This is a genomic window from Paenibacillus sp. FSL R10-2748, assembly GCF_038005565.1.
In the GTDB taxonomy this organism is placed as follows: Bacteria; Bacillota; Bacilli; order Paenibacillales; family Paenibacillaceae; genus Paenibacillus; species Paenibacillus polymyxa_B.
On sequence record NZ_JBBOTK010000002.1, the window covers coordinates 126,064 to 145,450 of the forward strand.

The window sequence follows — 19,387 nt, forward strand, 5'->3', positions numbered from 1 at the left end:
TTTCAAATGAGTGGGGTCGGATACAGTCTATTCTTATTCCGTTCTCTCGTAAATAACAAAACGATACTCATAGGGATTTTTGTCATCCTTGATACCCGGGGTCTCACTGACTATATTCCAGCCGTTCCAACCCAGCTCAGGGAAGGTTGTATCGCCTTCAAAAGTCTCCTCAATTCGAGTCACAATCAGCCGATCAGCATGTGGCCAAAACAGTGAATAAATCTCCGCTCCTCCAATGACCATTAACTCCTCCTGCTTTGCTAATTGGAGCCCTTCTTCCAGTGAATGAATTACTTCTGCACCTTCTGCCTGATAGCGCTGATCTCGAGTCAAGACGACGTTACGTCGGTTTGGCAGGCTTTTTCCTCCAAAGGATTCCCACGTCTTGCGTCCCATGAGTACCGTTTTATTAATCGTCTGCTCTTTGAAAAAAGCCATGTCTCTAGGGAGGCGCCAGGGAAGTTTGTTATCCCGGCCAATCACACCATTTTGTGCCATAGCCCATATCATTGAAATGCCCATTTTTCCACCTCCTCTAATCAGATGGCGACAGGCGCCTTAATCCCTGGATGATACTCGTAATTTTCAAAAGCAAAATCGTCGTAGGTATAATCAAAAATCGAATCCGGCTTGCGCAGAATTTTCAACTGAGGCAACGGATAAGGATCACGTTCCAACTGCGTATGCACTTGCTGCATATGATTTGAATAAATATGCACATCGCCGCCTGACCAAATAAATTCGCCGGGCTCCAAACCGCACTGCTGTGCAACCATATGCGTTAGCAATGCATAACTTGCGATATTGAACGGTAACCCTAAAAAGGTATCCACAGAACGCATCGTTAGCATACAGGAAAGTTTCCCTCCAGCTACATAGAACTGAAATACAAAATGACATGGCGGCAACTTCATCGATTCGATTTCAGCCACATTCCAAGCACTGACGATGTGTCGACGTGAATCCGGATTATTTTTAACAGCCTCAATGACATTCGAAATTTGGTCAATATGTTGTCCATCTGTTGTTTCCCACGAGCGCCATTGCGATCCATATACAGGCCCCAGATTGCCCTGCTCATCGGCCCATTCATCCCAAATGGTAACTCCGTTCTCTTTGAGATAAGAAATGTTGGTATCTCCCCGCAAAAACCATAACAGCTCATGAATAACGGATTTCAAATGTACTCTTTTGGTGGTCACCAAGGGGAAGCCCTTGGCCAGATCAAAACGAAGTTGTCTTCCGAAAACAGATAGTGTACCCGTTCCTGTACGATCCTCTTTTTTTACTCCATTCTCTAAAATATCCTCTAGCAGTTCCAAATAGTTACGCACGTTATTCCTCTCCTTTGAGCATGAATAAAAACCTGGCATCGCCAGATTCTAATCTTTAAAATTCTTTTTCTGCACCAATATCTATATTTAGTTTATCATGTACGGTGCTTCGTTGACCATGTACTGTGTGAATTTTCATGGTAGTCCTGAAAATCCTAAAGCTTGAAAAAAAAGAGACAAAGAGCGCAGATATAGCGCTCCTTGCCTCTCTTTGTCATGTATGAAAACCAAAAACGAGATAATGAAAAATGGTATTAGCGACGTGGTGCCAATGCGTGGATCGGATGACCCAGCACGACTTCCGCTGCTTCCATAACGATTTCGCCCAATGTAGGGTGAGCATGAATAGTCAAGGAGATATCTTCGAGTGTAGCACCCATTTCAATCGCCAGACCCAGCTCAGCAATAAGGTTGGAAGCTTCCAGACCTACGATTTGCGTACCCAGTACCAGACCTGTGTCAGCGTCAGCTACGATTTTCACAAAACCTTCAGCAGCGTTCAGGGAAACCGCACGACCGTTTGCTCCATAAGAGAACTTGCCAACTTTGACATTGTAGCCTTTTTCTTTGGCTTGTGTCTCTGTGTAGCCTACACTGGAGCATTCTGGATCTGTGAAAACGACAGCCGGCATACACTTGTAATCTACTACAGACGGCTCGCCTGCGATTGCTTCAGCAGCTACTTTACCTTCGTAAGAAGCTTTGTGCGCCAGAGCAAGACCAGCTACGATATCGCCGATTGCAAAGATGTGAGGAATGCTAGTACGTCCTTGGTGGTCAACTTTCACCATTCCGCGCTCATCCAGTTCGAGGCCAATCAGATCCAGACCCAGTTCACCGTCAGTGTTTGGACGACGTCCAACAGTTACAAGCAGATAATCAGCAGTTACTTCTTTGCTTTCGCCGTTAACGGAGAATTTCACTGTTACGTCTTTATCTGTTTGCTCTGCACTTTCCGCTTTAGCGCCAGTGAAGATTTCGATGCCAGTTTTCTTCATGCTTTTCGCAACGATTGAAGTCATATCTTTGTCGAAACCAGGAAGCACTGTATCCATACCTTCAATGATCGTTACTTTGGAACCGAATTTGGAGTACATTTGTCCAAGCTCTGCACCAATGTATCCACCACCGATTACGATCAGGCTTTTCGGAATTTCAGGCAGGTTCAATGCTTCTGTCGAAGACAGAATGCGTCCGCCAAATGGGAATGGCTTTAGTTCGATTGGACGGGAACCTGTTGCGATAATTGCATTTTTAAAACGGTAACGTGGTGATTCATGTTCGTTGAATACACGCGCTTCGTTTTCGTTGATGAACATGCACTCACCATTGAAAACTTCAACTTTGTTGCCTTTGAGCAAGCCACTTACGCCGCCTGTCATTTTCTTAACAACACCGTTTTTGAATTCTTGTGTTTTAGCAAAGTCTACTTTTACGTTCTCAGCCGTAATACCGAAAGACTCGCCATGTTTAGCTGCTTCGTATTGATGAGCTGCAGAGATCAAAGCTTTGGATGGAATACATCCACGGTTCAGACAGACACCGCCCAGCTCAGATTTGTCAACGATCAATACGCTTTGTCCCAATTGTGCGGCACGGATGGCAGCTACATAGCCGCCAGGACCCGCACCGATAACCAATGTGTCAATATCCAGAGAAGCGTCTCCTACTACCATTGATTACACCTCCATAACAAGCAACTCAGGGTTAGCGAGCAGCTGTTTGATATAGTTCATGAAGTTTTGAGCAGTTGCACCGTCAATAATACGGTGGTCAAAGCTCAAGGAAAGAGCCATTACTGGAGCAGCTACAATTTCACCGTTTTTCACGACTGCTTTTTCACTGATGCGGCCAGTACCCAAAATCGCAACTTCAGGGAAGTTAATGATTGGAGTAAAGAACATACCGCCTGCGGAACCGATGTTAGTGATGGAGATTGTGCTCCCTCTCATCTCATTCGCAGCCAATTTTCCATCACGACCGCGCACAGCTAGATCACGAATGGAATCAGCAATCATCCAGATACTCTTACGATCAGCATCTTTGATAACAGGAACGATCAAGCCGTTGTCTGTATCTGTAGCGATACCGATGTTGTAGTATTTTTTGTAGACAATTTCGTTTGCTTCTTCGTCGATCGTGGCATTCAGAGCCGGGAATTGACGGGAAGCAGCAACCAAAGCTTTTACGATGAATGGCAGGTAAGTTACTTTTGTGCCTTTCTTCTCAGCAATTGGTTTGATACGAGTACGGAAAGCAACCAGTTCAGTTACATCTACTTCATCCATAATCGTAACGTGCGGAGCCGTATAAGCCGATTTAACCATAGCATTGGAAATAGCTTTGCGGATACCTTTAAATGGTACGCGCTCTTCCTCAGCACGTGGATCTGCTGCTGGTGCGGATGGTGCTGCAGCTTTCGCTTCTTTCTTAGCAGGCTCTTGTGCTTTTGCAGCTTCTTTCGCTACTGGTGCAGCCGCTTGACCTCCACCATTTTTGAAAGCTTCTACATCTTCTTTGGTGATTTTACCATTTTTGCCGGAGCCACTCACTTGAGCGATGTTTACACCTTGCTCACGAGCAAATTTGCGGACGCTAGGTGTAGCCAATACGTCTTTGTTAGAAGCAGCAGGTGTTGCAGCTGGTTTTGTGTTAGCTCCGCCTTTTGCAGCATCCTCTTCTTGTTTCACAGCAGCTGGTGCATCTTCTTGTTCAGGAAGTTCGCCCTCTGCAGCGATTACAGCCACAACTTGACCTACATTAAAGATGTCGCCGTCTTTGGCAAATACTTCTTGAACCGTACCATTGACTGGACACGGAACTTCAACTACTGCCTTATCGTTCTGTACTTCCATGATGATATCTTCATCTGTTACTTTGTCGCCGGGCTTGATGTGAATCTTGATGATTTCGCCTTCGTGAAGACCTTCACCCAGCTCTGGGAATTTATATTCAAATCTAGCTGTACCTGCAGCTCCGCCTTGTGCAGCAGCACTTGGTTCAGGGCTAGCAGCTGGTGCTTCTGGTGCATCTTCTTGTTCAGGAAGTTCACCTTCTGCATCAATTACAGCTACGACTTGACCTACGTTAAAGATGTCGCCGTCTTTGGCAAATACTTCTTGTACTGTACCATTAACCGGACAAGGAACTTCAACTACAGCCTTATCGTTTTGTACTTCCATGATGATATCTTCATCTGTTACTTTGTCGCCGGGCTTGATGTGAATCTTGATGATTTCGCCTTCGTGAAGACCTTCACCTAGCTCCGGGAATTTATATTCAAATTTAGCCACGTTTAAAACCTCCCAAATTTACGGTGTGCTTTAATTAAAATTCCAATACTTTATTAACCGCATCAATGATACGTGTTGGCGTTGGCAACCAAGTATCTTCAATTTGAGCAAAAGGATAAACGGTATCTGGACCTGCTACACGCAGAACGGGTGCTTCCAGATGCAGGATTGCTTTTTCGTTAATTTGTGCAATAACTTCAGCAGCTACACCGGAACTCTTTTGCGCTTCTTGAACAACGATGGCACGATTGGTTTTTTGAATAGAAGCAACAACGGTATCAATGTCAATCGGGCTAATGGTACGCAAATCAATGATTTCTACTTTGATACCTTTTGTTTTTTCCAGCTCATCAGCAGCTTTAATCGAAGTGTGTACCATCATACCGTAAGTAATGATCGTCACATCGGAACCTTCACGAACTACATTAGCTTTGCCCAGTTCAACTGTGTAATCATTCTCAGGAACTTCAGCGCGGAATGCATGATACAGGTTCAAATGCTCCATGAAAAATACTGGATCATTGTCGCGTATAGACGCGATCATAAGGCCTTTTGCATCGTAAGGGTTGGAAGGAACAACAACCTTGATACCAGGTGTTTGAGCCAGAAGACCTTCCAAGGAATCTGTATGCAGCTCGGCTGCCTTAACACCACCACCAAAAGGTGTACGGAATACGATTGGAGAATTGTAACGTCCACCGGAACGGTAACGCATACGGGATGCTTGAATTGCCATTTGATCGAGTGCTTCAAAGATAAAGCCTACGAACTGGATTTCAGCTACAGGGCGGAAGCCTTGAATACCCAGACCCACAGCAAGACCCCCGATTGCGGATTCCGCTAGCGGAGTATCGAATACACGTTCTTCGCCAAATTCTTTTTGCAGACCTTCCGTAGCGCGGAATACGCCACCTACATGACCTACGTCTTCACCGAAAAGCAGGACGTTAGGGTCGCGTTTCAACTCTACGCGCAGTGCGTCACGAATCGCTTCTTTCATGTTCATTTGTGCCATTTGCTTCATTTCCTCCTTAAACATTGACAGATCAATTTCAGTTCAGGTCAATCGAAAAGCAGACCGGATCGGGTTACCGCCCGGTCTCTTTTAAGTTCAATTATTTAAAATCAGCTTTTTGTTCTTCCAAGTGCTTAGGCGTTGTTTCGAACATGCTATCAATCAGGCCAGGAATTGTCATTTTCTCTGTTTTCTCGGCTTTTTTGATCTCTTCGTTCACTTTTGCCTTAGCTTCTTCTTTTACGCGAGCTGTATCTTCTTCAGTCCAAAGACCTTTTTTCTCAAGGTATTTCGCAAAGCGGGCAATCGGATCTTTCGCATTCCATTCGCCTTCTTCTTCTTTGGAACGATATTTTGTTGCATCATCAGAAAGGGAATGCGGACGGAAACGGTACGTTACAGCTTCAATCAATGTAGCACCTTCACCATTACGTCCACGTTCTGCAGCTTCTTGAACGGCTTTAATAACTGCAAGCACGTCCATGCCGTCAATTTTCACGCCTTTAATACCAGCAGCTACTGCTTTATGAGCGATCGAAAGAGCAGCCGTTTGTTTTGAGAATGGAGTCGTGATCGCGTAACCATTGTTTTGCACAAAGAAAATAACTGGCAACTTGTATACACCAGCATAGTTCAGGCCTTCGTAGAAATCACCTTCGGAAGAACCGCCGTCACCTGTATATGTAATGGCGACTTGTTTTTGCTTTTTCAGTTTGTAACCCATAGCAATACCCATAGCATGCAAAATTTGCGCGCCAATGATGATTTGCGGCATCAGTACATTAACACCGTCCGGCACTTGGCCGCCGTGTTGATGACCACGGGAATACAAGAAAGCTTGGTATAATGGCAGGCCATGCCAAACGATTTGCGGAATATCGCGATAGCCTGGAGCAATAAAGTCTTCTTTTTGGAGCGCATATTCGCTACCAATCATGGTTGCTTCTTGTCCGGATACCGGAGCGTAGAAACCGAGACGGCCTTGACGGCCTAAGTTAACGGCACGGTCATCCCAAGTACGTGTAAATACCATTCGATACATAATTTCTTTCAATTGATCATCTGTAAGTTTAGGCAACATATCTTTATTGATAATTTCACCATCCGGAGAAAGTACGGACAGCGCCTCAACTTCCTCTGTGTAAACTTCATAAGGAACCTTGCTCATTTTCTTCACCTCAACAAAAAAATTTGAATATCAAGTTCCGCTGTTATAGGATTATTATACACCTGTTATATCGCTCGCGTCAAAGATTTAGTTATTTTTTTTGAGTTTGCCACATTTTTGTGTGTGTAACAGGGTATGTTTTTTACTATAACAGCTTAGTACATGATTGAAATTTTAAACATCTATTGCAATCAGGGTAATCTTAACTTATTGTGATCCCGAATGCAAAATAATACCCAAGAAAGGTGACGAAAAATGACGGATTCTCGGTATTTAAAACGAACTATCCTTAAAGACGAAGTAGACAGCCGCTTTCTTGGCGAGACCAGAACTCTCCGGATTTATTTGCCGCCCGGCTATAATGAAATATTGAGCTACCCGGTCGTATACTGTCAGGACGGAGAAGAATTTTTCAATTTTGGCCGCATTGCAACTCACGCCAACCGCCTCATTCTAGATGAGGGCGTCGAACCCTTCATTATTGTAGGAGTAGAAGTGAACACCAAAATCAGAACTCAGGAGTATGCTCCCTTTGGCAATCGTTTTGAGGCGTATACCGCCTGTTTTGCAGAAGAGATTATTCCCTATGTAGAGCAAAAGTATCCTATAAGAAAAGATGCAGCGTCCCGCATTTTGGCGGGGGATTCACTGGGAGGCAGTGTGTCTCTGCATTTGGCTTTGATGTATCCTCAGCTGTTCAACCGCATTATCAGCCTCTCAGGTGCTTACTATGAAGCTTCGCAGGAAATCATCGCCCGTGAGAAAGATCTGTCTCATTTGCGGGTGTGGATGACGGTTGGCCTTCAGGAAGATGCATTTGAGAGTGATACTGGCATTTACAACTTTGTAGAGCTTAACCGTCAATGCGCAGATTTGCTGCGCGAACGGAACGCTGAAGTTTCTTACCGTGAAAAGGATGGCAAACATTTGTGGGGCTTTTGGCAAAACGAGTTGCCTGACGCGCTAATGTATTTTTTGGATCGCGCCTGAGTAAATATTCTTCCAGGTAACTAAGGGGAATGAGAGCATTGACCTAATAGGTCATAAAGCTCCTTCCTCTTTTTCATAATTTGGTTACGCTTTCAAAAGTGTATAACGAAAAACGGCAATTATTGCCGTCATCTTTCGTTCACATTATAGCTTTTCTTCTATGATCTTGTCCAGCAAGGCGTCGCACCCTGCGTCCATTAATCGATAGGTCTCTTCAAAATTCCCTGTAAAATACGGGTCGGGTACTTCTCTTAATTTTTCTTGAGGGAGCAAATCCATAAATTTTAGAATATCAGCCTCCGCCCCACCTGCAATCTTACGCATGTTTTGTTCATTGGAGTCATCCATGCACACAATATAATCAAACGCGTCAAAATCGCGGCCCGTTATTTGCCTCGCCTGTATGCCTTGTTCGCTGATTCCATGCAGCTTAAGTTGCTTTAGTGTTCCCTCATGCGGGGGATTTCCGATGTGCCAGTCGCCTGTCCCGGCCGAGTCTACCCCGATTTCTGCACCCAATCCCCGTTCCTGCGCTTTATGTCTCAGTATCGCCTCCCCCATCGGAGAGCGGCAAATATTGCCCAAACATACAAACAAAACGTTAATCATTTCGTTCTCCTTCCTATTACACGTTACACTTCCTTTTTTCTGTTTCATTGTATCCGTGTCCTCCAAAATTGTGCAAGCCATATTTAACGCGGTATACTTAAAAACGATGGTATATATAGGATCGTATCAGAAAGAAAGGATGTTGATTATGACAAAAAAACGAGCGATTGTATTTTCAGGCGGTCGACTTAATGAAGAAGATTTACATCAAATACAACCCGATGATTTTATTATAGGTGCAGATAAAGGTGCTCTTTTCCTGATCGAACACGGTATTACACCACATGTCTCTGTAGGAGATTTTGATTCGATCACACCAGAGGAAAAAGAAAAGGTAGAATTAGCAAGCCAACGTATGATTGCGTGTGATCCAGTACTTAAAGACTTAACAGATACTGAGCTTGCTTTGGAAATCGCTATGGACGAGCACGTAGATCATGTATTGTTGCTTGGTGTGACTGGCACCCGGATGGATCACACATTAGCTAATGTTCAAATATTGGTTCGCGCAATGCAGCATCATATTAGCTGCGCTATTATGGACGCACATAATTATATTGAGCTCACCGGATCAACGCTTGAGATCCAGCCTATGGGCTATACATATACATCGCTGCTTCCTATGACTGCCGAAGTAACAGGTATACAACTGGAAGGATTTATGTATCCGCTACATAATGCCACCCTCAAAATGGGACAATCGCGTGCTGTCAGTAATAAGCTAACGGCTTCAAAAGGTACGATTTCCATCAAAAGCGGTCTACTACTCGTTATTCAAAGCAAGGATTAATTATGACATTGTTGTAACCATTGTTCAGATTGTTCTTTCACTCAAAACCCTTGATTAACAAGGGTTTTTCCGTTTATAGAGATCTATGAATCGATATATTTTTTACAAATTGTAATTTTTAATCGTTTTTTAATAAACGCTGTGTAAGTCTTGTCCCTCAAGCATTTGAGAGTTCTTTTCCAACTATTAGGCGGCTTCAAAACTGTTATACTCAACGCTGTCAGTTAGTTAGCAACTCAGCAAAATATTGCACAAATCAATTTCTGGAGGTACTTACAACATGAATATGCATAAAATCATAAAAAAGGTAATTATAGCAGGGGTCGCAGCCACTATCGGCTTTGGTACTTTTGCAATTGAGGGAACAAATACGGCACAAGCTGCCACTACTACTTCAGTAGGCCAAAAAGTAATTAACTACGGTGAAAAATATATGGGAACTCCCTATAAGTTTGGAGCTTCCACGAGCACTACACGTAATTTTGACTGTTCTTCTTTCATGAAGCACATATTCAAGAAATACGGAGTGGATTTGCCACGTACTTCTGTTCAACAGTCTAAAGTCGGACATGCCGTATCCAAGTCCAATTTGAAAAAAGGTGACTTAGTGTTCTTTTCAAGCGGTAGCCGTGCCACAGGACGCAACATTACCCACGTAGCAGTCTATATGGGCGGGGGGAAAATTTTACACACTTACGGCGGACCTGGCGTGACCATCTCCGATTTGAACTCCGGCAACTGGAAAAGAACATACATTAAAGCACGCCGCGTGCTGTAGTATGAAACTCATTTTGAAATATGCGAGCCGGGACGAAAAGTTCCGGCTTTTTTATATACCTTATGCTATTCTGATACGGTTGGTGTTCTGAGTGAATAACCAATACCTCGTTCCGTACGGATCATTTTAAACTTATACCCTTTATCTACTTTAACCCTCAAATGTCTGATATAGACGTCTACTACGTTCGTATCAACGATATAATCATGTTTCCAAACATCCTTCAGAATTTGCTGCCTGCTACAAACTTGGTTAAGATGTATCGCCAGATGAAGCAAAAGATCAAATTCTTTCGGAGTTAGTTCCAGCTTTTGTCCCCCTCTGCTCACCATTCTGCTTGCATTGTCTATATGTAAATCACCCGCTTCGATCGCCCTTTTCACATCACGTTCAATACCAAAAATCCGCAATAAATTAGCCACTCTTGCCTGAAAAACTCTAGGATAAAAGGGAAGAACGATCACATCATGTGCCCCTTGTTCAAAGCAGGAAACAATATGGTCCTCCTCATCTGATGAAGTCATTGCAAATAGCGGGACATGAGGATGGTTTTGCTGCAAAATGCGAATCAAGCCTTGTGTATCCGCCTGTTCATCTCCTATGTTCAGGAGTAGCAAATTCACCGGATTGTGGGCTGCATAAGAGCTTGCATCCGATGTATTGCTAACATGTACCACCTGATAACCTGCCTGCTCCAATGGAAGAACAATTACGGGAGACGCTTCATTTACATCCACAAGTAAAATTAACGGGCTCATCTTTTCACCCACCTGGTTTGGACATAGCATTACATTGGATACGAACAAGTTTGTTATAAGCCATTAAAGCATATTAATATTATTGTAACAAAAAAGCAGAAAATCATTCTCCAAAGAATGGCTTTCTGCTTTTATGGTTTAACCCAAATAGCGATGATACAGACTTCTTGCTTTTGCCACGTCCTTTGTCCCATGGATCAACGCTCTGCCATCTGCAAAAACAACCAAGCGATGCTCGCTTGTACTAAAGGAAACCAAAAACGGATTCTGCTCTACTTCTCCTTCTCCCAAAGAAGCAAATCTATCTGCTATTTCCGCAAGATTCAGATGTGTCGGGTTTGCTGGTCTAATTTGAACGGTATCCCTGCCGCACAAAACATCTGTTTTCTGCCGATGAGAGGCCGACAAGTAGGGATACGTCGGTTGGTTGCCGCAAGAAGGACAATTCTCCTTTTTAACGCTATCTACTGCTATCGCTACATACTCATTTTTCCACAAATCAAACGAAAGCAGCTTTCCTCTCAAATCTTCTGGATATCCACCCAGAAGTTTGAAAGCTTCCGTAGTTTGGTTAGCCGTGACCATCTGTACGGCCTGCGGAATAATCCCGGCGCTATCACAGGTTTCACCGCCAAACGGCACAGTTCCCAGCAGACAGTGAAGACAAGGCGTTTGACCCGGTAAAATGGTGTAGGTTACACCATAGCTGCCCACACATCCCCCATAAATCCAAGGAATCCGATGCTTTAGTGCCATGTCATTCATAAGAAGTCGGGTATCGAAATTATCGGTTGCATCCATTATGAGATCTACCCCCTGGATCAACTCTTCCAGCTCTTCCACCCTAACATCCAGTACATGTGCATGTATAACCGCTTCCGAATTAATATCCTTTAATCTTCGCTGAGCAGCTATTGCTTTGGGACATCTTTGCGCAGCATCACTTTCCTGAAAAAGCTGTTGGCGCTGCAAATTGCTCCATTCCACATAGTCCCGGTCTACGAGGCTCACTGTACCTACGCCCCCGCGAACAAGTGTTTCCGCAATACCTGTGCCTAGCGCTCCAACACCTATGATTAATACGTGAGAGGAAGCAAGCCGACGTTGTCCTGTCGGTCCAAAGGGTTTGAATCTTTCTTGTCTGGAATAACGGTCACTTGGATGTGTTCCTCCTGCACCGGATTTGTCAGATACCTTCATGCCTGAATCATGCCTTCTGTCGGACTGCTCGCTGAAGCGTAACGTTTTACAGGAATCATCCCCGCCTCAAAACCATATCTTCCAGCACGAACAGCCAGTTTCATGGCCTCAGCCATTTTTACTGGGTTCTTCGCTCCTGATACGGCTGTGTTCAACAAAACAGCATCTGCCCCCAACTGCATCGCCATTGCCGCGTCACCGGGTGAGCGAATACCCGCATCGACAATAACCGGAACCTCCGCCTGTTCAATAATTAGCTCTAATGAAAACGGATTGAGCAAACCATGTCCTGTACCAATCGGTGAAGCTCCAGGCATAACGGCGTGTACTCCAAGCTCTTGTAGCCTCTTGGCTAGAATCACATCGTCCGATATGTAGGGCAGCACGATAAAGCCTTCTTCTAACAGCTTTTCACTAGCCTTCAACGTTTCAAAAGGGTCAGGCAGCAGTGTCTTGCTATCCCCAATGACTTCCACCTTAATCATATCGCACAAGCCGGAGGCTTTTGCCAATTGGGCAATACGAATGGCCTCCTCTGCTGTTGTAGCCCCTGCTGTGTTGGGAAGAAGTGTATATCGGCTCAAATCCAGCATATCGAGAAAATGCTGCTTATCCCGTTCCTCCAAGTTCAATCTCCGTACAGCAAACGTCAATATTTCCGTCTCAGCAGCCTCTACGGCTTGGGACTGGATATCCAGATCAGAGAATTTTCCTGTTCCCAACAACAACCTTGAGGTAAAAGATGCTTTTCCAATGGTTAACATGATCAACCGCCTCCCACAAAATGTACAATCTCTAGGCAATCTCCATCCTTCAGTACCGCTTCATCATGATCTTCACGGGTCAATATACGCCGATTCAGCTCTACCACTACGGTTTTCACCTTTACATCAAGCTCATGTAGCAATTGATCCACATGAGTGATTCGATTAGAAAAGGTCAGGCTCTGGCCGTTAATCGTCAGCTTCATAAGCTTTCCTCCTTGAGGAGCTCAGAAGAAAATCTACTTATCCCAAGTTCAGCCGCACCAGCCCCATTAAGCATAGCTGCCATCGCACGCCCGGTAGCATCACTCAGCAGGACACCGTTGCGATAATGCCCGACGGCAGCATATACGCCCTCGACCCCAGGGACAGTGCCTATAAAAGGATGACCTGATGCGGCCTGCGGACGTAAGCCCGCCCAAGTGCGTATAAAAGAAGCTTCACGGACGCGCGGCAGCCAAGCAGAGGCACGTGCCAGCAACCCCTCCAAGCCTCCTACGGTCACCTCTTCGTCATATTGATGCGGAAGGCTCGTTGCCCCAATCCAAAGCTCGTTATTCTGTTTAGGCACGAGGTAAATATCATCAGCATAAATGGTGTATTCTAACGGGTGATCCTTCAAGGAGACCGCTACCGCTTCGCCCTTGACCGGATAAAGTGGATATTCAAATCCAACCTGCGCTAGCAATTTCATGCTATCCAAGCCTCCAGCAATAATGACCTGATCGCAGGAAAAAAAGCCACTATCTGTTCGGACACCGCAAACTCGACCATCCTGTATGACCAGTTGCTCTGCCTGTGTACCAGACCATACCGTTGCCCCCAGCACCGCAGCAGCACCTGCATAAGCACGACAAAGCTGGACAGGAGCCACTTGTGTCTCCTTTGAACGATATATTGCCCCGATCGCTTGTTCATCCAAACCTGGAATTCGTCGGGCCAATTCCCTCGCATCCCACCAGATAGGGCAATCATCCTCTCGCGTTTTAGCAGCTTTCCAGCGTTTTTGGCCTTCAGTTTCCGTATGGAAAGGGGTCACAAATCCTTCTGTACGGAATTCCACCGAAATACCCGACAAACGCTCCAGATCACAGACAAGCTCAGGGAATGCGTCTCGACTTATGCGAGCAAATCGTGCCAGCTCAGAGTCGGTGAACTCTTCACTTTCCGCTGCCAGCATTCCAACCGCTGCTCCTGAGGCTCCCTCACCCGGGATCAATCGTTCCAGCAAGATCGTACTTCTTCCCTCCTTGGCCACATGATAAGCAATGGAACTGCCGATGACACCTCCACCTATGACCAAGCATTCAGCGTGTCCTATCGCTCTTGCCTCTGTGTGTATCTTTGGCATTTGTTTCGTGTCTCCTCTCCATAAACCATTCTGCTTTCAGCTTGCCTCTACTCTCGTTTTCTCGCTACAGGCTGTGAACTACAAGATCTGCCATTCGCCTATATTCCATCGCAGCTGCAACGGGCGACTCAGCCTTCCATATACCAGACATCACCGCAATTCCGCTTGCTCCGGCCCTATAAAGCTCCGGGATATGGTGCGGTTGTATGCCGCCCAGCGCGATCACCGGAATGTTCGACAGCCTGCAAATATGTTCAAGCTGAGCTAAACCCCGCGGTACAATACCGGGCTTACAATGGGTCTCATATACGTGACCATAAAGTACATAGTCCGCTCCTGCCCGCTCGGCAGTCTGCGCCTCCTCCAAGGAATGCACAGATACTCCACAGCGTGTACCCTTTGGAAGTAGGCTTTTCACATCCGCTACAGGTAATCCATTAGCTGGTAGCTGGACGGCTCCAACCAAAGTAAGTAAAGCTACATCCACACGATCATTTACTACAATTTGTTGCAAAGAAACTCCCTGCTCCACCATGCTGCGAGTCAAAGAAAGCAATGCAGAGGCACCATTCTGTTTTAAACGCGCGTGTACATAATGAACATACGGACAAATCACAGCAGCCACTTGGGCGGCTTGTGCAAAAGTGCCCTTTTCCATCGAAATTGCGTGTAATTCGATTTTGTCTTCACCTCACATTGGACTAAAAGATCTAAGCTTAGCCAGTCACGTCTACCAGCAGTAATGAAAGGGGATTGTATGTGAATCGTCTACGGAAGCTCGAACAACTTAAAGTGACGAAACGCAAAAAAACCACTTCCCCAAGGAAGTGGTTTAACGAACGTCCAATAATCGAACGGACAATGATATCCGTATACGTGTATCGTCCCACGCACAAACAAAAATAAGATGGTGTTGCCTTGTTTGTACGGCGCTCACTTCCCTACGCTGGCATAACCCAGATCAGGTGCAAAGGGTCCGAAATCCATTTATTCCGTCTCAGCCGCATGGGCGGCTCCCCTAGTGTGACTATTTTATTGTATAAGCTAAAGATAGCTTAGCATATTTTCCTAATTCTGCAAACCCCACTTCGTGTGAAATATGCAGAATTGGATTTAGTTGATGTTAGTTAACTTTACTTGACCACTCTTCCACATTCCACGTTTTGGTTACCCAATCCTCGTAAAAGTCCGGTTCGTGAGATACAAGCAATACGGTCCCTTTGTATTCCTTCAAGGCACGTTTCAGCTCATCCTTAGCTTTAACATCCAAGTGGTTGGTAGGCTCATCGAACAGTACCCAGTTGCTTTCACGCATTAACAGTTTGCAAAGACGGACTTTAGCCTGTTCTCCACCACTGAGCGCAGATAGCGGACGCGTGATATGCTCATTCTTTAAACCGCAACGCGCCAAATGCGCTCGTACCTCATGCTGGTTCAAATGTGGGAATTCATTCCACACATCGTCAATCGGTGTTATTTTCTCCGCCTTTACTTCCTGCTCAAAATAAGCGGGCTGCAAAAAATCACCTTGATAGGTTTTTCCACTGATTGGCGGTATTTTTCCCAATATGGTTTTGAGCAATGTCGATTTACCGACACCGTTGTAGCCAACAATAGCAATCTTTTCGCCACGTTCAATCGTCATGGACATTTTAGGCAAAAGGGCATGCGTATAACCAATCTCAAAATCAATACCCTCAAATACCGTCTTTCCGCTTGCACGTGCTTCTTTGAATTGAAAGGTTGGCTTCGCAGCTTCTTCAGGCTTATCTATACGTTCGATCCGATCAAGTTGCTTTTCACGGCTCTTTGCTCGGCCTGATGTAGAGGCACGCGCTTTATTACGCTGAATAAAATCTTCCTGTTTCTTAATAAAGTCCTGTTGCTTCTCATAAGCATCAATATGCTGAGCTTTGTTCAGATCCGCCATTTCAAGAAACTTTTCATAGTTAGCTGAATAACGGGTCATCTTGGCAAATTCAAGATGGTAAATAACATTAACGACCTGGTTCATAAACTCAGTATCATGTGAAATAAGAATAAAAGCATAGGGATAATCCTTCAAATAGCGCGTAAGCCATTCAATATGCTCTACATCCAAATAGTTGGTAGGCTCATCCAGCAGCAGGACATTTGGCTTTTCCAACAGCAACTTAGCAAGAAGCACCTTTGTCCGTTGCCCACCGCTAAGTGCAGATACATCCCGGTCCAGTCCTATGGCCGACAGACCTAGTCCATTCGCCATTTCTTCAACCTTCACATCAATGAGGTAAAAATCCCCCATATCCAGTTGCTCCTGAATTTCACCCATCTGTTCCAGCAGCACTTCCAACTCTTCAGGAGAAGCATCCCCCATTTTGTCAGTAATCTGCATCATTTCCTTTTCCAATTCCAACAAAGGAAGAAAAGCGTCTTTCAAAACATCACGTACCGTTTTGCCCGGTGTCAGCTTGGTATGCTGATCCAGATAGCCGTAACGTATACGTGGAGTCCATTCCACTTTACCCTCATCCTTAAGCAATTTTCCAGTCAGAATGTTCATGAGTGTCGATTTACCGACACCGTTAGCTCCTACCAAACCTACACGTTCCCCCGCAAGCAATCGAAAGGAAACATTTTTAAATAATGCGCGGTCCCCAAAGTTGTGAGATACATTTTCTACAGTCAATAAACTCATAAGCTGTTTTTGGCTCCTTATTGTCATCGGCGCTGCCGACTGTTCTTATTTCATATGCATTTCGTTTCTTTCAAAGCTTTATTGTAGCACATTCTGCAACCATATCGGAATATGGAAAACAGCGATTTTTAAGGTTTTTGATATGGATCTGCCTAAAAAAAGAAAAACCACCCATGAAGGTGATTATTTTAAGCCATTATAACATTTGTACTCAAAGTATCCCGCAGCTGCTGCAGATTTTTCATCCGCAAAACGTTCACTCGCTTTAAAGGGAGCTGGACATGAATCTCTATAAAAATATTTCATCCCAGTATCTGGTTCTATGCCGCCTATAATGTCTTGCTTTCTAACGACTCTCCCACCACCAAATCCATAGTTATTGTAATACCTGTCTCCGACCGGAATGCCTTGGATAAACGCGATCAGACCCACATCATCTACTGTGTTGTACCACTCCTCTTGCGGAATGAGCGGTAGCGTGAACGTATAAGTTATGCCGTTACGTGCAGCTTTTTCGTTATGGACATTAATAATTCGCGCCAGGTCCTCTTGGACGCTGCGAACGATGGTGGAACGACGTATTTGCTCAAAAGTTTCTGAATTATTCAGTAAAGATATAGGGGTCTGGTCCTGAAGTTCCTTTTGAAAGCCCTCCACCCACCTGTGATTCCGCGCATCATATGCGTGCACATAATTATCCAAGGTGAACCCCACACTGTTGCCTACTGAATCAACATAGGCATATGGCTTTTTTTCGCTCCATTTGGGACCTATGGCAGCTTGTCCATGCTCGTCGGTATAGGCTTCTGAAGTGAACGCATAATAACCGTCATAATCTAGAATTACAATGGCTGGTATGTAATCCAATAATGCACGTTGTGCTACTATATCCCCATCAATGCCTACATTAAGAAAAAGGGTGTGCAGGAACGTGTGCAGCGCTGCTTCTTTATCTACACGAAAAAACTTATCCGATCCGTATCCGGCCTCGCGTTCTTGACGTTCATTCTGTGAGAGCATAACCCCTGCATCCTGAACTGCGGTACGGAGAGCCGACGTATATTTCATTTCTAGCTGCTGCACTTCACGCTGATTCTGGACCCGTAAGTCACTAACTACACCAAAGGGCAAAAACAAAAGTATAAATATGACTGCAAAATCAGTAATCTTCATTCAGAACCATGCCCCCGTAAGAAGCTGTAACTGCCGGCTTTCCGCTATCTGCCCCACCGAGAAGCCATGATTTGTACAAGTCCGCAGGAGTCCGATTCGTATTATGTAGCCGGACCGTAAAATAATCCCCGGCCATCAAGGTATACCGACGTAGCTGATCTGATTTTGGCTGCTGATTGTCAGGAAACAGTACAGGTAAGATTTGCGGATTATAGTACCCATCATATACAGTTTCATAATTGCCCAGAAAACTGTCTGGCTTCGCGGCATCTGCATAGTCCGGTACATACTTTTTGTGCATATGCTCCAAGTCAACTTCGTAGATATTGCCTGTCAATTCCAGATCACGCATAAAATCGTTATACATCGTCGGTGTAATGTAACCTTTGGTTCTTACCATATCAACAAAACGTACAGTTGAATGATATGTATTTAACCCGGATATATCATCCTGCCGTTCAGCAGCTTGAGCTGCGGGTACGATGTACAAAAGCAATACAGCGAGCAGTGCCCCCAACAGCTTGGATATTGTTTGAACCACTTCATTCCTCCTCCAATTTCTCAAAACGTACAGATGTTATGTCCCCATTCCCATTACGCTGTGGGTATATGGAATATAAAGAAGAAGCATCCAAGGTCGATACATCAGGCTCAAACGGTTCAGAATACGCATCGTACTCTGTTCCGTCGACATGAATCGAAATCCCCTCCTGTAAGTTCATGCGAATTGCCTGCATTACCTGAGTTCCTTTTATCCGTTCCGGCAACCCCACCCCAGCAGTACGGGCTATTCGCCCTTCAGAATGCTCCTCCTGCTGTGATCTTAATTCCAGTGCACCATCCAGCTGGCTGGACAAGTCTGCTGCCGTTACACATGCGGTTATGAACAGAATAACTGACACACCAAGCCGCAGCATGCTTGAAGCGTGATCAGACATACTCTCATCCCCCCTATGATTATTATCTTTACTGTAGTGCTTAGGACTGGGTAAACAACAATCCACGGACAACGTTCGATTTGTCCTTGACGATTTCAGCCTTGAATTTGCCACTTGGATTTACGTATTCATTCTCTTTCTCATTAAGCGTATTCGTGATTTTCCCAGTCTTATCACTGCCGCCATTCACGGCGCCATACTGTTCACTGTCTGGGCTAATGTTCAGAGCATTACCGTACCACTGGCCTGCCATATTTTTGCCGGTTTTAATCTGAATGCCGAATTGGTCCTTCCCCTGAAACTTCCGCAGCGCATTGGTCACCTGGGAACCGCTAATCGTTGTGCCGTCATATACCGTAAAAGAGGCCTGAGACAATTCGGTCTGGATATCAGCAAAATTGTTTTGTGCCGTTTTAGTCGCCTCCTGGGCTGAAATAAACAGTATAACTACAATCGTAATTAGAGCGATGGTCAAAAATATCCCAGCGGCTACCTTTAAAGCTGTTGATGCGTTATTCATTATTCTTCTCTCCTTAGCTGTTATTTTGT

21 protein-coding genes and 1 riboswitch are annotated in these 19,387 nt (G+C 44.9%); of the genes, 3 read left to right on the plus strand and 18 right to left on the minus strand.

Annotated elements, in window-relative coordinates; all coding sequences use genetic code 11:
* Positions 1-33 precede the first annotated feature (33 nt).
* The 6 genes from NSS66_RS06900 to pdhA form a co-directional block, all read right to left on the minus strand.
* Positions 34-522, minus strand: a complete 489-nt coding sequence (locus NSS66_RS06900; RefSeq protein WP_053325596.1) for a dihydrofolate reductase — start codon at positions 520-522, stop codon at positions 34-36.
* Between the two features lie 17 nt (positions 523-539).
* Positions 540-1,334 (minus strand): thymidylate synthase, encoded by a 795-nt coding sequence (thyA, locus tag NSS66_RS06905; protein WP_338532474.1) that lies wholly within the window; start codon positions 1,332-1,334, stop codon positions 540-542.
* A gap of 254 nt (positions 1,335-1,588) precedes the next feature.
* Positions 1,589-3,010, minus strand: coding sequence for a dihydrolipoyl dehydrogenase (gene lpdA, locus NSS66_RS06910; protein ID WP_023988970.1), 1,422 nt, complete (start codon positions 3,008-3,010; stop codon positions 1,589-1,591).
* A 3-nt stretch (positions 3,011-3,013) separates the two neighbouring features.
* The gene (locus NSS66_RS06915; RefSeq protein WP_028541707.1) at positions 3,014-4,627 is read right to left on the minus strand and encodes a 2-oxo acid dehydrogenase subunit E2; all 1,614 of its coding nucleotides are present in this window, start codon (positions 4,625-4,627) and stop codon (positions 3,014-3,016) included.
* Positions 4,628-4,661: 34 nt separating this feature from the next.
* On the minus strand, positions 4,662-5,642 hold the full coding sequence (locus NSS66_RS06920; RefSeq protein WP_013310510.1) for an alpha-ketoacid dehydrogenase subunit beta: 981 nt from the start codon (positions 5,640-5,642) through the stop codon (positions 4,662-4,664).
* 100 nt (positions 5,643-5,742) lie between these two features.
* Positions 5,743-6,810 (minus strand): pyruvate dehydrogenase (acetyl-transferring) E1 component subunit alpha, encoded by a 1,068-nt coding sequence (gene pdhA / locus NSS66_RS06925; RefSeq protein ID WP_013310511.1) that lies wholly within the window; start codon positions 6,808-6,810, stop codon positions 5,743-5,745.
* Between the two features lie 255 nt (positions 6,811-7,065).
* Between pdhA and NSS66_RS06930 the strand changes: the two genes are divergently transcribed.
* Positions 7,066-7,800 carry an alpha/beta hydrolase gene (locus NSS66_RS06930; protein ID WP_025724149.1) on the plus strand — a complete coding sequence of 245 codons (735 nt, stop codon included), beginning with the start codon at positions 7,066-7,068 and terminating at the stop codon, positions 7,798-7,800.
* A gap of 144 nt (positions 7,801-7,944) precedes the next feature.
* Here NSS66_RS06930 and NSS66_RS06935 read toward each other — a convergent pair whose 3' ends face one another.
* The gene (locus tag NSS66_RS06935) at positions 7,945-8,409 is read right to left on the minus strand and encodes a low molecular weight protein-tyrosine-phosphatase (protein ID WP_053326574.1); all 465 of its coding nucleotides are present in this window, start codon (positions 8,407-8,409) and stop codon (positions 7,945-7,947) included.
* Positions 8,410-8,557: 148 nt separating this feature from the next.
* Here NSS66_RS06935 and NSS66_RS06940 point away from each other — a divergent pair, with 148 nt between their 5' ends.
* Both NSS66_RS06940 and NSS66_RS06945 read left to right on the plus strand, forming a co-directional pair.
* On the plus strand, positions 8,558-9,199 hold the full coding sequence (locus NSS66_RS06940) for a thiamine diphosphokinase (RefSeq protein ID WP_069080597.1): 642 nt from the start codon (positions 8,558-8,560) through the stop codon (positions 9,197-9,199).
* Between the two features lie 280 nt (positions 9,200-9,479).
* The gene (locus NSS66_RS06945) at positions 9,480-9,977 is read left to right on the plus strand and encodes a C40 family peptidase (protein ID WP_071558662.1); all 498 of its coding nucleotides are present in this window, start codon (positions 9,480-9,482) and stop codon (positions 9,975-9,977) included.
* A gap of 65 nt (positions 9,978-10,042) precedes the next feature.
* Here the strand turns inward: NSS66_RS06945 and NSS66_RS06950 are convergent, their stop codons facing one another.
* From NSS66_RS06950 to NSS66_RS07000, 11 genes are all read right to left on the minus strand, one after another.
* A complete protein-coding gene (locus NSS66_RS06950; protein ID WP_023988976.1) occupies positions 10,043-10,735 on the minus strand; it encodes a response regulator transcription factor in 693 nt (230 codons plus the stop codon).
* Between the two features lie 138 nt (positions 10,736-10,873).
* Positions 10,874-11,935 carry a ThiF family adenylyltransferase gene (locus NSS66_RS06955; protein ID WP_340958633.1) on the minus strand — a complete coding sequence of 354 codons (1,062 nt, stop codon included), beginning with the start codon at positions 11,933-11,935 and terminating at the stop codon, positions 10,874-10,876.
* Positions 11,932-12,699, minus strand: coding sequence for a thiazole synthase (locus NSS66_RS06960; protein ID WP_023988978.1), 768 nt, complete (start codon positions 12,697-12,699; stop codon positions 11,932-11,934). The genes NSS66_RS06955 and NSS66_RS06960 overlap by 4 nt, the downstream gene beginning before the upstream one ends.
* Positions 12,700-12,701: 2 nt before the next feature.
* A complete protein-coding gene (thiS, locus tag NSS66_RS06965; RefSeq protein WP_013310519.1) occupies positions 12,702-12,905 on the minus strand; it encodes a sulfur carrier protein ThiS in 204 nt (67 codons plus the stop codon).
* Positions 12,902-14,050, minus strand: a complete 1,149-nt coding sequence (gene thiO / locus NSS66_RS06970) for a glycine oxidase ThiO (RefSeq protein WP_340958634.1) — start codon at positions 14,048-14,050, stop codon at positions 12,902-12,904. The genes thiS and thiO overlap by 4 nt, the downstream gene beginning before the upstream one ends.
* 64 nt (positions 14,051-14,114) lie before the next feature.
* Positions 14,115-14,708 (minus strand): thiamine phosphate synthase, encoded by a 594-nt coding sequence (locus tag NSS66_RS06975; protein WP_053325602.1) that lies wholly within the window; start codon positions 14,706-14,708, stop codon positions 14,115-14,117.
* 263 nt (positions 14,709-14,971) lie between these two features.
* Positions 14,972-15,080, minus strand: a riboswitch (TPP riboswitch).
* 93 nt (positions 15,081-15,173) lie between these two features.
* Positions 15,174-16,727 (minus strand): ABC-F family ATP-binding cassette domain-containing protein, encoded by a 1,554-nt coding sequence (locus NSS66_RS06980; protein WP_340958635.1) that lies wholly within the window; start codon positions 16,725-16,727, stop codon positions 15,174-15,176.
* A gap of 183 nt (positions 16,728-16,910) precedes the next feature.
* Positions 16,911-17,900, minus strand: coding sequence for a hypothetical protein (locus tag NSS66_RS06985; RefSeq protein WP_053325603.1), 990 nt, complete (start codon positions 17,898-17,900; stop codon positions 16,911-16,913).
* A complete protein-coding gene (locus NSS66_RS06990) occupies positions 17,887-18,441 on the minus strand; it encodes a hypothetical protein (protein WP_053325604.1) in 555 nt (184 codons plus the stop codon). The genes NSS66_RS06985 and NSS66_RS06990 overlap by 14 nt, the downstream gene beginning before the upstream one ends.
* A 1-nt stretch (position 18,442) precedes the next feature.
* Complete coding sequence (locus NSS66_RS06995) at positions 18,443-18,838, minus strand: hypothetical protein (protein WP_053325605.1); 396 nt, start codon at positions 18,836-18,838, stop codon at positions 18,443-18,445.
* A gap of 40 nt (positions 18,839-18,878) precedes the next feature.
* Entirely contained in the window at positions 18,879-19,358 is a 480-nt protein-coding gene (locus tag NSS66_RS07000; protein ID WP_023988985.1) for a hypothetical protein, read from the minus strand.
* Positions 19,359-19,387: the final 29 nt, after the last annotated feature.

What these genes read in the sequence shown, in the direction of transcription:
- NSS66_RS06900 (WP_053325596.1), bottom strand. Translation starts at nt 522, where the DNA reads ATGGGCATTTCAATGATATGGGCTATGGCACAAAATGGTGTGATTGGC.
- lpdA (WP_023988970.1), bottom strand. Translation starts at nt 3,010, where the DNA reads ATGGTAGTAGGAGACGCTTCTCTGGATATTGACACATTGGTTATCGGT.
- NSS66_RS06920 (WP_013310510.1), bottom strand. Translation starts at nt 5,642, where the DNA reads ATGGCACAAATGAACATGAAAGAAGCGATTCGTGACGCACTGCGCGTA.
- pdhA (WP_013310511.1), bottom strand. Translation starts at nt 6,810, where the DNA reads ATGAGCAAGGTTCCTTATGAAGTTTACACAGAGGAAGTTGAGGCGCTG.
- NSS66_RS06930 (WP_025724149.1), top strand. Translation starts at nt 7,066, where the DNA reads ATGACGGATTCTCGGTATTTAAAACGAACTATCCTTAAAGACGAAGTA.
- NSS66_RS06935 (WP_053326574.1), bottom strand. Translation starts at nt 8,409, where the DNA reads ATGATTAACGTTTTGTTTGTATGTTTGGGCAATATTTGCCGCTCTCCG.
- NSS66_RS06940 (WP_069080597.1), top strand. Translation starts at nt 8,558, where the DNA reads ATGACAAAAAAACGAGCGATTGTATTTTCAGGCGGTCGACTTAATGAA.
- NSS66_RS06945 (WP_071558662.1), top strand. Translation starts at nt 9,480, where the DNA reads ATGAATATGCATAAAATCATAAAAAAGGTAATTATAGCAGGGGTCGCA.
- NSS66_RS06950 (WP_023988976.1), bottom strand. Translation starts at nt 10,735, where the DNA reads ATGAGCCCGTTAATTTTACTTGTGGATGTAAATGAAGCGTCTCCCGTA.
- NSS66_RS06955 (WP_340958633.1), bottom strand. Translation starts at nt 11,935, where the DNA reads ATGAAGGTATCTGACAAATCCGGTGCAGGAGGAACACATCCAAGTGAC.
- NSS66_RS06960 (WP_023988978.1), bottom strand. Translation starts at nt 12,699, where the DNA reads ATGTTAACCATTGGAAAAGCATCTTTTACCTCAAGGTTGTTGTTGGGA.
- thiS (WP_013310519.1), bottom strand. Translation starts at nt 12,905, where the DNA reads ATGAAGCTGACGATTAACGGCCAGAGCCTGACCTTTTCTAATCGAATC.
- thiO (WP_340958634.1), bottom strand. Translation starts at nt 14,050, where the DNA reads ATGCCAAAGATACACACAGAGGCAAGAGCGATAGGACACGCTGAATGC.
- NSS66_RS06975 (WP_053325602.1), bottom strand. Translation starts at nt 14,708, where the DNA reads ATGGAAAAGGGCACTTTTGCACAAGCCGCCCAAGTGGCTGCTGTGATT.
- NSS66_RS06980 (WP_340958635.1), bottom strand. Translation starts at nt 16,727, where the DNA reads ATGAGTTTATTGACTGTAGAAAATGTATCTCACAACTTTGGGGACCGC.
- NSS66_RS06985 (WP_053325603.1), bottom strand. Translation starts at nt 17,900, where the DNA reads ATGAAGATTACTGATTTTGCAGTCATATTTATACTTTTGTTTTTGCCC.
- NSS66_RS06995 (WP_053325605.1), bottom strand. Translation starts at nt 18,838, where the DNA reads ATGTCTGATCACGCTTCAAGCATGCTGCGGCTTGGTGTGTCAGTTATT.
- NSS66_RS07000 (WP_023988985.1), bottom strand. Translation starts at nt 19,358, where the DNA reads ATGAATAACGCATCAACAGCTTTAAAGGTAGCCGCTGGGATATTTTTG.